The sequence below is a fragment of the Schaalia hyovaginalis genome, from assembly GCF_014208035.1.
Lineage (GTDB): Bacteria > Actinomycetota > Actinomycetes > Actinomycetales > Actinomycetaceae > Pauljensenia > Pauljensenia hyovaginalis.
Window position 1 is genome coordinate 2509391 of sequence record NZ_JACHMK010000001.1, and the last position, 12267, is coordinate 2521657.

Below are 12267 nucleotides of genomic sequence, written 5' to 3' on the forward strand. Positions count from 1 at the left end.
GGGCTCAACGCGAGCGGCGGGGGAAGCCCGTGTGGACTTCCCCCGCCGCTTCGCCCTATCGCGTCGAGCGCTCTTGGGGACCGTGATCCCTACAGGCCGCTCACTTCATCTTTCGACGAATCTCTTGACGGCGACCACCGCATTGCCCCGAAAGCGCCCAAGAGGGCAACGCCTGTCGGTAGGAGGCCTTCTTGGGCGCTTTCGGAGATTCAAAAGACCCGGGATCGCAGGATCATGTACGGGAATCCGCAATTAGGACGCGTCCTCCCCGTGGATGCACTCGCGGAACCGCTGGGGGCGTTTGCCGTCCTCCTTCTGCCTCCTATGCCGCCGCTGGGCGCCCCACCACGCGATGAGGCGATGGAACGGCCTGAAATCCACTCACAGGCTGTTCATCGGCGCAGAACGGGGTGGATGAAGACGAATACCGTGATCGCCGCGGTGAGGATGATGGAGATGATGAAGGGCGCGAGGGGATTCCATCCGTAAAGGGCGGTGGAAGCGAGCGGGGCGATGGCGTAGGCGAGGCCGTTATTGGCGTTTATCACGCCCGCGACCGCGCCTTGTTCTTCAACGCCCGTCTTAAGAGTCGGACCGGTGTTATAGCCGGGCATGGCCAGGCCCATGCCCATTCCCAATAGGCCGCACCCGGCGGCGAGGAGGGCATGGGAGGACGAAGGCCAGATGAGCGCGGTCGCGGCCAGGATGATGACGAAGCCGGTGCGCAGGAGCTTCGCGGCCCTCCACCGGGTTTTCGGGGCGATCACGGCTTGGGTGATGATCATGGCGACGCCCATGACGGTCAGGTAGATCGCGGAAACGCCGGCGGTCTCGGTCGCAGACAACGCGAAGCGGTCTTGGATCGTGAAACCGAAAATCGTGGCGATCGAGGAGAAGACGAGGAAGATGATCAGGCCGCTGAGGAGCCAGGGCGCTACGCGCGGGTCCGTGAAACGGATGCGTTTGGGCTCTTCCGACAAGCGCCCAGGGCCCTGGGGCTTGAAGGCGGCCAAGAGGATGATCAGCCCTGCAAGCATCACGATGGGCATGACCACCAGGGGGAGGAGGAGCCCGCCGACGGCGGCCAGCGCTCCACCTGCGATGCCCCCGATAATGGAGGCCACGCCTTGGGCTGCGCCGATCATGCCGAGTGCTTTGACGCGCCCGTTCTCACTGGCCGTGTGCGTGACCAGGTGGGCTTGAACTGTCGGCGCAATCGCCGAGATCCCCGCACCGTAGACGAGGCCGCGCGTGATCACGACCCCGAGGACCGCGCCGAGACCGCTGATCGTCCGGTTCATCCCCAGGCAGGCGATCACGCCGAAGCTGCTGAGGGCGATGATCGCGATCACAAGACCGGAAGCGAGCACACGCTTAGCGCCCAAACGCTGCGAGGCGCGACCCCAATACGAACTTGCCCCGGCCAGCACGATCGCCGCAAGCGAGATCGTGGCACCGATATGCCACTCCTCGAGCCCCATCTGCCGTGACAAGGGGGCGATGATCGGGTTGAGCAGCATCTGGCCCATGAAGGCCAAAAACACGATCCCCACCACCAGTTTCGCTTGAGCACCGGCATCGATGGGGTTCTCGGCCGACTCATCGCCACGGGGTTCCGACATGATCCACTCCACAACTAGAACACTGTTTCAGTCAGGCGCATTGTAGAATGGCGTTCTACAAGGGGTCAAGAACCAGAGCGAGGTCACCTCATGGGAACCGTATCGACGGGGCGCAGAGCCGGATTGTCACGCGAACTAGTGGTGAGCAAAGCCGTGGAATTGAGCGGAGCGAAGGGCATCGACGGCTGGTCCGTGCGCGACATCGCCCGCGAACTCGATGTCGTCCCCTCGGTGATCTACCACTACTTCTCGAGCAAGGAAGCGATTTGCGATGCGGTCGTGGATCAGGTGTGCGCAGATATCGAGGTCCCCGATCCCGCCCTCGACTGGAAGGCGTGGTTCCACCAGATGGCCCGCAATTTACGTCCCGCACTCCTGTCGTATCACGGGATCACCGACAGATTTGCTCGAGGTAAATTCACCCAGCAGTTCCTGCCCATGCTCGATGGAGCATGGTCGAAATTGCAAGAAGCCGGATTCGGCGATAACTCAGCCGTCGCATACACGATCATCGCCAATACGCTCATGCACACGATCGGGGCGAGGAATCTTCGCTCATCGAAGCAGCCAGGTCAGCGCCACGATTTGAACAAGATGCTGGAGCGCTTCGAACCCATGATGACTCAATCAGTCGGCCTGACCAACATCGTCGACTCCTACCTCGAGCCCCTTTCACACCCCGAGAAGGAGGAGGCGATGTCGGAGGAATACTACGACCTCGTCGTCAGCACGATACTTGACGGAATCGAACACACCCTGCTCGCAAAACCCGAGCGGCGATGACGGCGGTTTTCTGACGAGCACCGCTAGTGCGGACGCCTGCATTCTTACACGCCTCTTTTCATATCAACCCGATGAAGGCGAGACGCTCTGCAAAAACTCCGACTCGAGAATGCAACGCGCTGCCCCGACGCGACAGCCGCATGCAGGGGTGATGCAGACCCTCACTGGGCGTATGGGTAATAGTGATGACAACGTCCCCATCCTCCTCGACCAAGCAACCAACCAACACGAGGATTCATCTGTGCGGGTGTTTAGTTTTAACTCCATCCACCACAACAGGCGCAGCGGCGGGATGTATGGGTATGAAGCCTCAGTAGCGAAAACCCTGGATCTGAAAGGCGGGGAACCTACCTGTAACCAGGGCGGCATGATCATCCTCCAACCCAAGAACGAGGAGGAAACCGAGGCGGTGTTTGCGGCGTCGAAGAGTGACTTCTTCACCCGGGCCACCGCTAATCAAGCCGGCGCGCTACTGGCGAGCGACTACACCGCACCACCCATGATCGCCAGCACCACGCTGCGTCCCAGGCGGCTCACCCCGCTCGAGTGCGCCCGCTTACAAGGCTTCCCAGACGATTGGTGCGCCGGTCTCGCCATTACTGACCCCAGCGAAGATGAGCTGGATTTTTGGCAGGGCGTGTGGGACAGGTGGAACGCCCTGCGCGGGGTCAGACCCCGGTCACGGACACAGGTGGTCAAGTGGCTCGCCGATCCTGGTGGGGATCGGTCCCAGTACAAACTGTGGGGTAACGGCATCGCCCTACCCGTCGCCCAGCACGTCCTAGGACGGTTGAAAACCTATGCGGCCACTAGCGATGAACCTCTCTAGAACTGTTGCCAGGTTCCCGGGCTGAGGACTGGATGAGGGCCGGTGTCTATGTCTGTATGTGTCATGCCCAGCCCCGCACACCCGGTGCGGAGCGAAAGACAGGTAAGGAACCACCATGGCACACATTCTTTTCACCCCCGATACCAAGGCCCGCAAACATCTCGCCGCTGTCATCGCAGAAGTGCTACAGACACAATCGCGGTACGCGGGTGCCCCTTCTTTCGCCTACCATATCGGCCAAGCGTCCCTAGGACGTGACTGGCAGTTGAATGCTGCTGGGCTAAGCGACCAGCAGGTGGAAGCAGTGATTGAGGCTGCAGCCGCTGCCGGTTTCACCACCCAATCTCCCACAGATAACACCGACGTGGGGCTCACGCTAGCGTTTCCCACGACCGGGTGGGATGAGGGAACCGGGGCGCGTTTGCAGGCTCTACTGGCCGCTAAAGGCCCCCTGATTGCCAAAGCCCTGAACGTCCCCGCCCTACCCATGGAGGTGGATGAGGGCCAGGGGGTGGTCAGGTTCGCCTGGTTCACCCAGGTGCCAGACCCGGACACGGTGGAGGCGGTCACGCGCTTGCTTGAAGCGATGATCGACTACGCCAAGGCCGCCACCCGCATCAACCCAACGGTGCGCCAAGTGGTGAACGAGAAGTACGCGATGCGCTGCTTCCTGCTGCGCCTAGGCATGATCGGGAACGAGACCAAACACACCCGGCGAATCCTGATGCGCAACCTGGACGGCAACTCGGCTTGGCGCACCCCACCCACACCCGTCCCAGGGGTGTGAACTACCCGGCTCGGGGCGCAGGAAAACACCACCTGCGCCCCTAGCCGTGACAGGCCCTGCCCTCGTGTTTCTTAGTGGCGGTGATCTCTCGAAAACCCCCACAATACTGGGCAAAAGCGACTGGATAGTGTCCCACACCTATGGCTGTATGTAACTACAAGAAAACAACAACGAAAAGGAAAACAGCCATGAACACCACCCTCCAAGCCCTGAAAACCGCAGCGGATGTGAAGAAAGCCTTCGCCTGCCACGCAAACCTCATCCACTACGGGGCCTTCCTGATCGCCACCAAAGGGACGTGGAACTACGACACTAACCGGCTGGACTACACCGCCGCATTGTTCGACATCCTCACCGACACCGGCAAGACCGCCACCACGACGGTGATGATCGCCGCCGAATCAGACAAAACCTTCCTTGATGCCGGCCACGCAATCGAATGGGCCATCGCCATGATCCACGCCCGCTAAACCCCACACGCCGCTTGCAGGCTGCCACCCACCCCAGGGTTGGCAGCCTGCTTCCTTGTCCTCCCGCTGCCTGCTGATCACTGACCGGTAGCTGGGAATAATGCTTGACCTGCCGGAGGAAACTAGTGCTTGAGGTCTCTAAGAAATCGCTGCACATACGCCGAAAGCGACTGGATAGTGGGGCGCGGTCATGGCTGTATGTAGCTAACAGGAAAACACACCGACGCAAGGAGTGAGCGAGAATGGAAACCACGACGCTGGCTAAGGAAAACACCACCCGACTACTACACCGCGCCGCTGCGCTGGGGTACCGCATTGACTGCATCAACCCGCATGGTGCTTGCCCGATCACCTGCACCCCGGTGGCCGAGTGCACTCCCGCAGTGTCCTACACCCCCGAAACCGGGTGGGTATGCCACACCGCCAGCAACGAGCAGGTCACGGTTAGCGAGCTGGAGCGGATCGCTGAGGGCTACCAACGCGCCGCCGCCCTGATCACCGCCTTCGAGGCTGCAACCGACCTGGCCCCCTACACCCGCCCCTAACTGGGCCTGCGCAAAACCCCTTTTTGCCTGTCAGGCAGGAGGGGTTTTGGTGGTCTATACCTGGGATTGAGACCACTGTTTTTCCTTGGAATATAGGGATTTTAGGACTGGATAGTGGTGCACACCTATGGCTGTATGTAACTGACAGGAAAACACAGCCCAACACATGAGGAAGGCACCACCATGAACCACCAGATCAGCGAAAAAGAACTCAACACCAAACTCGAAGCCCTCGCCCAAGAATTCGGGTTCGAAACCCTCAAAGCTAGGAACAGTGATGACCTGGACTTCGTTGAGGTTTCAGTCTGGGGATTGCGCGAGCTGCTCGCCGCCGCCTACCAAGCCGGCCTCAAAGACGCCCACGCCGGGGTCAGCGCGGTGGCAGAGACCACCGGGGTGTTCCAAGCCCGCATCTGCACCCTAGACGGGTGGCAGACAGTTGGCACCGCCTCCACCAAGCGCGAGGCCCTCGCCTTAGCTGAGGCCGCTTGCACCAAGGCGGGCCTGGACCCCGAATACTGCACCACAGCCCGCCAAATCGCCTAAACCACTCCGACCCCCGCGCCCGGGTAGGAAGCGCTCGGGCTGGGGGCTGGTTGGCGGGATGTTTGTGTAGTGACCTGGGTGATTCGGGGTGGCTGGTAGAGGTTCTGGCATGCCAATAGTGTTGATAGTGACGCAGGAAGGAGGTGAGATGCGATGCGCAGACTCGAGGAGTACACGCCGACTCGGTTTATGGCCGAGGGCTCTTGCTATGACAAACGCAAGGCCGACTTCGCGGTAGCGTTCATCCAAGCCCTGAAGCACACAAAAGGCCGGTGGGCGGGCAAGGCGTTTGAGTTGATCGACTGGCAAGAACGAATCATCCGTGACCTATTCGGCACCATCAAGGCTGATGGGTACCGCCAGTTCACGACCGCGTATGTGGAGATCCCTAAAAAATGGTAAGAGCGAGCTCGCCGCGGCCATAGCTTTGCTCTTAACCTGCGCTGATGGTGAGCACGCCGCTGAAGTCTACGGGTGTGCAGCGGATCGTCAGCAAGCCTCGATCGTGTTCGAGGTGGCCGCAGACATGGTTGCCATGTCACCAGCACTATCCAAACGCGTGAAAGTACTTAGGAGCCAAAAACGCATCATCTACAAACCCACCAATTCCTTCTACCAGGTACTTAGCGCGGAGGCCTACTCTAAGCACGGGTTCAACATCTCCGGAGTCGTGTTCGATGAACTCCACACCCAACCAAACCGCGCCCTAGTAGACGTGATGACCAAAGGCAGTGGAGACGCGCGCACTCAGCCGTTGTATTTCTTCATCACCACCGCCGGAACCGACACCCACAGCATTTGCTACGAGTACCACCAAAAAGCCCAGGACATCCTGGCGGGCAAGAAACACGACCCGACGTTTTACCCGGTCATCTACGGCGCCCACGAAGACGACGACTGGACAGACGAAACAGTCTGGGCGAAAGCCAACCCCTCCCTAGGCGTGACCGTGCCGGTTGAGAAGGTGAGGGCGGCGTGTGAGCAAGCCAAGCAAAACCCAGCAGAAGAAAACACCTTCAGACAACTACGCCTCAACCAATGGGTCAAGCAATCCGTGCGGTGGATGCCCATGCACGTATGGGAACAAAACAACCACCCGGTTGATTTGGCCGACCTCGAAGGCCGCCCCTGTTATGGCGGGCTCGACCTCGCCTCAACAACCGACATCACCGCGTTCGTCCTCGTCTTCCCACCAGAGACCGGTGATGACGAGGGTAAATATGTGATTGCCCCGTGGTTTTGGATCCCGCAAAACAACCTGCCGCTGCGAGTCGCCCGCGATCACGTGCCCTACGACCAATGGCAAACCCAAGGCCACTTGCTCACCACCGAGCGCAACGTCGTGCACTACGCGGCAATCGAAAAACACATCGAGCAACTGGGTACTCGGTTCAACATCCGCGAGATCGCCTACGACCGGTGGGGAGCCGTCCAAATGAGCCAAAACCTCGAAGACGCAGGCTTCACCGTCATCCCCTTCGGGCAAGGCTTTAGAGACATGAGCCCACCATCAAAGGAACTCATGAAACTCGCCCTCGAGGGTCGTCTCGCGCACGGCGGGCATCCAGTGCTGTCCTGGATGATGGATAACATTCACGTGCGCACCGACCCAGCAGGAAACATCAAACCCGACAAGCAAAAGTCCACCGAGAAAATCGACGGCGTCGTCGCCACCATCATGGCCCTCGACCGAGCCATCAGAGGCGGCGGACAAACAAGCGGAAGCGTGTATGACGGGCGGGGCCTACTTTTTGTGTGACCTAAATCATATTGAATAGGGTGGCGTGTGTCACACATACTGAAGCTATCAAGCAAGGATGATGCAGCCCGAAGGTGGTGTGAGCCTAGATATTCTCAGCTATACCTCCTTTCGATGCTAATTGGTCAGGTTGCTCTGACGAAAGGAGTGGAAATGAACCCATCGTCAAATACTATGTCAGTGGAACACGGTAGCACAAAGCGACTTATAGTCGCATTGGTGTTCGTGTCGATCGGATTGCAAGCTCTAGCTTTTGTAGTTCCGGGAGATGGTTTCACCTTAACCTTCCGGATGGTTGGAGCGCTAATGCTTGTTGCGGCCCTTTTTCTAGGCTTGAAAGATAGGCTTGAAAACAAGAACTTGCTCGCTGTTGGGATTGGCTTGATTGCCTGTTTGACCGCTATTGCTTTAGTGGCGACGCAGAGCCACACTGCTCAAGCTGCCGAGTTGGACAATTATTCTTCCGTCAAGTCAGAGACAGTCACCTATAAGGAACCGGACTTGAACGCTATTGCGGCTACTAGTAAAGCACTGGTTGAGCTTACGGGTGTGGATTTAGAAGAACAAGTTCTCTCTGCAAAAGCGGTGAAGTATTCGCCGAAGAGCGGTGCAACTCCTATGTGGGCGGACGCTCAAGCCTACACCTTGGAGAGTAAAACAATTGTGGCTGTACCACTTGAGTCGGGGCTATCCCGCGTAAATAAGATCTTGTTTATCTGGGAAAACGGTAAACTTGTGACGCAGGAAGTCTATGGTGAAATACTGGCTGATAACAAGGTTCAGGTTCGACTGTGGAACGATGGTAAGCTGTCGGTAAACAAGACGATTGTAAATCCCAATGCTGGAAGCAATGGGGAAATTCAGCCTCTGGGTATGAACTGGGGGAAGTTGAATCAGTGCTTGAATAGCATTGGGATTAACTGGGCAGTACTGGCAGTCATCTCAGTCGCCTGTGGCTGGGCTTGCGCTTTAACAGCTGGCGCCGGGTGCATCTATTGCCTCAGTGCCGCCACAGGTTGGACCGGCGGCAGCATCTCTGCTTGTGTATACGAAGCATGGGAGTAGATGTAATTCTTCTAACACAGCTGAAGTCAGTTCCACTGCAGCGTTAGATGTGAAATCAGCCAGCTTTTGAAGCATTACTGAAACTTACCCGGACTCCTCCTATAGAGTTATCCGATTGAGTTGCGTGCGATATTGGCAACAGGCTTCTGCTCTCCCTAGTTTGGGCGCTATTTCACAGTGAAATAGCGCCCAAACTCTTATGTCTACCAATGAGGAAGACACCTATGGGTCTCATTTCTTGGATACTAGGGCAAAATGCTCGTCAGATTGAAGAGCATAGTTTCGATGCCTCCTACTCGTTTCTGTTTGGCCCTACCACGGCTGGTGGGCGGGTGGTGACGGAACGATCCGCGATGCAGTTGACCGCTGTTTACAGTTGCGTGCGGATTTTGGCTGAAGCAGTGGCTGGGCTGCCACTACACGTCTACCGGACGGATAAGTCTGGGTCGCGGGTGAAAGCAACCGACCATCCCTTGTATGGGCTGCTTCATGATGAGCCGAACCCGGAAATGACAAGCTTCATCTTCCGCGAAACCCTCATGACCCACTTGCTTCTTTGGGGTAATGCGTTCGCCCAAGTCATCCGCAACGGCCTAGGTGAAGTCATCGCGCTCTATCCGTTGATGCCGGATCGTATGAGCGTGGGGCGTGACCTCCTCACGCATGAGTTGTATTACGAGTATCAGACCACGTGGGATGAACCAGCCGGAGAATACCGAACCGTCAGGCTTACCCCGGCAGACGTGCTGCACGTGCCAGGCTTAGGCTTCGATGGCCTGGTCGGGTATAGCCCGATTCAGATGGCTAGGAACGCGATCGGCCTGGCTCAAGCCACCGAGGACTACGGCGCGTCGTTTTTCGCTAACGGTGCCGCCCCTGGTGGGGTGCTCGAGCACCCGGGCACTATCAAGGACCCGGCCAGGGTGCGCGAGTCCTGGCAGCAAACGTTTGGTGGGGCCAGGAACTCTAATAAGATCGCGGTGTTAGAGGAGGGGATGAAATACACCCCGATCGCGGTCTCACCTGAGCAAGCACAGTTTTTGGAGACCCGGAAGTTTCAGATTAATGAGATCGCGCGTATCTTCCGTATCCCACCCCACATGATTGGTGACCTCGACAAATCCAGTTTTAGCAATATTGAGCAGCAGTCGCTGGAGTTCGTCAAATACACCCTGGACCCGTGGGTGATCCGCTTCGAACAAGCCCTCACCAAAACACTGCTGTCTGCGCGTGAGAAACCATCGGTGTTTGTGAAGTTCAACCTCGAAGGACTCCTAAGAGGTGACTACCAATCCCGCATGGAGGGCTATGCGGTTGCTCGGCAGAACGGGTGGATGAGCGCCAACGACATCCGCGAACTCGAAAACCTCGACCGCATCAGCGTTGAGGCTGGAGGTGACCTGTACTTGGTCAACGGCAACATGCTGCCCCTCGACCTGGCAGGAGCCTACGCCACCGCCTCGCAAGCACACCAGGAAGGGCCACCTACTGATGATTCACCGCTGGTGGAACAACGAGTTGAAAGGAGGAGCCGGTGAGACGGTTCTGGAACTGGGAGCCAGCTGCTCCCGAAACTGATGGCCCGGCAGGTAGTGATACCAGCCGGGTTTTGCGTATCAACGGAGTGATTGCTGAGGAGTCCTGGTTTGACGATGACATCACCCCACAAGTTTTCGCCACCGAGCTCAACAATGGTTCAGGTGATGTGACGGTGTGGATTAACTCCCCGGGTGGGGATGTGGTCGCGGCAGCCCAAATCTACAACCTGGTCATCGACCACGAACAAACACACCGTGTGGCACTGCAACAACAAACACGCAGGCGACCACGTCTGCACCACACCAACGCTTCGCGACCACCAGATCAAGGCCGCCTTCCTAGCCGCGTTGTCACAACTCACCCCCAGCCTCGAGAACCCGAGTCTGCGTGAAGACCTCGCAGCTGTATTCGACACCAAGCAGCTCGAAGCCGAGCGCGCTGAACTGGCCGAACGGCAGGCCGAACTAGAAGCAGCGTTCACAGCGATGGTGGCACACAACCAGCATGTTGCTACCGACCAAGACGAGTACGCCAAACAGATCAAACGCATCGAGGCCGACTACAACCACGCCACCGACCGATTGAAGAACCTGGAGACGCAGATCAACGAGCGCCAAGCCAAACACAACGCGCTGCTCACCGCATACGACCAACTCTCAAGCGCGCCGATCAGCACGTTCCAGCCAACCCAGTGGACAGCCCTCATCGACCACGCCATCGTCAGGGAAGAGGCCATTGAGTTCTTCTTCCGCGACGGGCGCAGGATCACCATCGACCTGTAGAACTGTTCCGCACAGCCGAGCCCGCCTCACCGTGAGGGCGGGCATTTTCATGTCAACAGCTAGCTGCTGCTCAACTCGCCAACGCTCTGACTAGGGCAAACATGAACTCGCCAACGCCCGCCGAAATTTAGACCCCCCAAGGGCATACTCGCCAAACGCAACCCCAGCCTTATCAAATCCGAGGTCATAGTGGAGCGGGCGACGGGAGTCGAACCCGCCTCTGAAGCTTGGGAAGCTTCCATTCTACCGATGAACTACGCCCGCGAGCCTCCATCGGAGGAGGTACCCCGATCATAACCGGCGACACCCTCCTCGTCCAAAGCGGCGCGTCCTGAAGCGTGCGAGTCGGCTCGTCCGGGGGCCTTCCGCCCCGCGCGCCTGCGCACCCCGCCTCCGTACACTCGTCAGCATGAAACCCGCCCCCGTCGTCGCCGCCGCGATCCTCGACTCCCTCGAGTCCCCCTCACGCCTCCTGTGCGCCGCGCGCGCCTACCCCGCCGAACTCGCAGGGCGCTTCGAACTGCCAGGAGGGAAGATCGACCCGGGCGAAGCACCCCTGGAGGCCCTGGCCAGGGAGATCGAGGAGGAGCTCGGCACCGCTCTGACCTTCGGCGCCGAGATCCCCTCCCCCGAGGGCGGCTGGTGGCCGATCCTGGGAGGCAGGGACATGGGCGTCTGGCTCGCCGAAGTCGCCCCCGGCTCCCCCGCTCCCCGCGCCGGCGATTCGCATTCCGAACTCCGCTGGGTCGGCCTCGAGGACGCGGAGGCCGTCGATTGGATCGGCGCGGATCTGCCGATCGTGCGCGCCGTACGCGAAGCGACGAGGGCGATCACCGCCCGCCTGACATGAATCTTTGACGACACCAAGGCTTTCAGTGTCAGAATGTCCCCATGCCCAAGATCATTGGAGAGTGCCTCGCAGACCATCGGGCGCTCACGCGCCGCAAGCTCTTCGACGCCCTCGGAGAACTCCTCGCAGACAACCCCTTCGACACGATCACGATGGCGCAGATCGCCAGCCGCGCGGGGATCGGCCGCACGGCCGTCTACAACCACTTCGAGGACAAGGAAGTCCTCCTCCTCGCCTACATGAAGGAAGCGACCAGCGAGTTCGGCACGACACTGCGCGCCGCAGTCGAAGCGCAGAGCGACCCGATCGAAAGACTGCGGACCTACATCCGCCTCCACCTGGAGATGACCGACCACTACCACATCTCCGGGCGCCTCAATCTTCGCGATCAGGTCTCCCGCCCGAACTCCGGGCACCTCCACGACCACGCCGGAGCGGTCGAACGCTACCTCGGCTCCATCCTCGTCGACGCGATGAACGCCGGCGCGATCCCGAAGCAGGACCCGCGGGCCCTCGTGCCCATCATCCACGCCTGCCTCATGGGCGCCGAAGCCCCCGGGCGCCCCACGGAGGGCCGCGCCCGCGCCGAAGTCGCCGAAGAGTTCATCCTGCGCGCCCTCGGCGTCGAAGCGTCGAGGATCACACCCGGACGCCCTCCCCGAGCGGAATAGCCGCCGATGCGGCATCGTT

At 59.4% G+C, this 12267-nt stretch carries 12 protein-coding genes, 1 tRNA gene and 2 pseudogenes; 13 read left to right on the forward strand and 2 right to left on the reverse strand.

Going from position 1 to position 12267, the window contains the following annotated elements; all coding sequences use genetic code 11:
• Positions 1-392: 392 nt before the first annotated feature.
• Positions 393-1622: an MFS transporter gene (locus tag HD592_RS11170; protein WP_184454162.1), complete on the reverse strand. Its 1230-nt coding sequence runs from the start codon at positions 1620-1622 to the stop codon at positions 393-395.
• A gap of 90 nt (positions 1623-1712) precedes the next feature.
• On the opposite strand from HD592_RS11170, the gene HD592_RS11980 reads away from it, so the two are divergent.
• The 11 genes and pseudogenes from HD592_RS11980 to HD592_RS11225 all read left to right on the forward strand — a co-directional run bounded on the left by HD592_RS11980 (position 1713) and on the right by HD592_RS11225 (position 10727).
• Complete coding sequence (locus tag HD592_RS11980) at positions 1713-2405, forward strand: TetR/AcrR family transcriptional regulator (RefSeq protein WP_221437885.1); 693 nt, start codon at positions 1713-1715, stop codon at positions 2403-2405.
• A 151-nt stretch (positions 2406-2556) separates the two neighbouring features.
• Complete coding sequence (locus tag HD592_RS11180) at positions 2557-3234, forward strand: DNA cytosine methyltransferase (protein WP_246430165.1); 678 nt, start codon at positions 2557-2559, stop codon at positions 3232-3234.
• Between the two features lie 115 nt (positions 3235-3349).
• Entirely contained in the window at positions 3350-4021 is a 672-nt protein-coding gene (locus HD592_RS11185) for a hypothetical protein (RefSeq protein ID WP_184454164.1), read from the forward strand.
• 188 nt (positions 4022-4209) lie between these two features.
• Entirely contained in the window at positions 4210-4491 is a 282-nt protein-coding gene (locus HD592_RS11190) for an Nmad4 family putative nucleotide modification protein (protein ID WP_184454166.1), read from the forward strand.
• 242 nt (positions 4492-4733) lie between these two features.
• Positions 4734-5036, forward strand: coding sequence for a hypothetical protein (locus HD592_RS11195; RefSeq protein ID WP_184454168.1), 303 nt, complete (start codon positions 4734-4736; stop codon positions 5034-5036).
• A 183-nt stretch (positions 5037-5219) separates the two neighbouring features.
• Positions 5220-5582: a DUF6900 domain-containing protein gene (locus HD592_RS11200; protein ID WP_184454705.1), complete on the forward strand. Its 363-nt coding sequence runs from the start codon at positions 5220-5222 to the stop codon at positions 5580-5582.
• A 153-nt stretch (positions 5583-5735) separates the two neighbouring features.
• Positions 5736-7341, forward strand: a pseudogene (locus tag HD592_RS11205) (terminase large subunit).
• Positions 7342-7494: 153 nt separating this feature from the next.
• On the forward strand, positions 7495-8406 hold the full coding sequence (locus tag HD592_RS11210; RefSeq protein WP_184454170.1) for a hypothetical protein: 912 nt from the start codon (positions 7495-7497) through the stop codon (positions 8404-8406).
• Between the two features lie 224 nt (positions 8407-8630).
• Positions 8631-9944 carry a phage portal protein gene (locus HD592_RS11215; protein WP_184454172.1) on the forward strand — a complete coding sequence of 438 codons (1314 nt, stop codon included), beginning with the start codon at positions 8631-8633 and terminating at the stop codon, positions 9942-9944.
• Between the two features lie 86 nt (positions 9945-10030).
• A pseudogene (locus HD592_RS12730) lies at positions 10031-10165 on the forward strand (ATP-dependent Clp protease proteolytic subunit); the annotation flags it as partial.
• Between the two features lie 34 nt (positions 10166-10199).
• A complete protein-coding gene (locus tag HD592_RS11225) occupies positions 10200-10727 on the forward strand; it encodes a coiled-coil domain-containing protein (RefSeq protein ID WP_184454707.1) in 528 nt (175 codons plus the stop codon).
• Between the two features lie 190 nt (positions 10728-10917).
• On the opposite strand, the gene HD592_RS11230 is transcribed toward HD592_RS11225, so the two are convergent.
• A tRNA-Gly gene (locus HD592_RS11230) sits at positions 10918-10991 on the reverse strand.
• 145 nt (positions 10992-11136) lie between these two features.
• Between HD592_RS11230 and HD592_RS11235 the strand changes: the two genes are divergently transcribed.
• A complete protein-coding gene (locus HD592_RS11235; protein WP_184454174.1) occupies positions 11137-11577 on the forward strand; it encodes a (deoxy)nucleoside triphosphate pyrophosphohydrolase in 441 nt (146 codons plus the stop codon).
• A gap of 41 nt (positions 11578-11618) precedes the next feature.
• A complete protein-coding gene (locus tag HD592_RS11240; protein ID WP_184454176.1) occupies positions 11619-12248 on the forward strand; it encodes a TetR/AcrR family transcriptional regulator in 630 nt (209 codons plus the stop codon).
• The last annotated feature ends 19 nt before the right edge of the window (positions 12249-12267 follow it).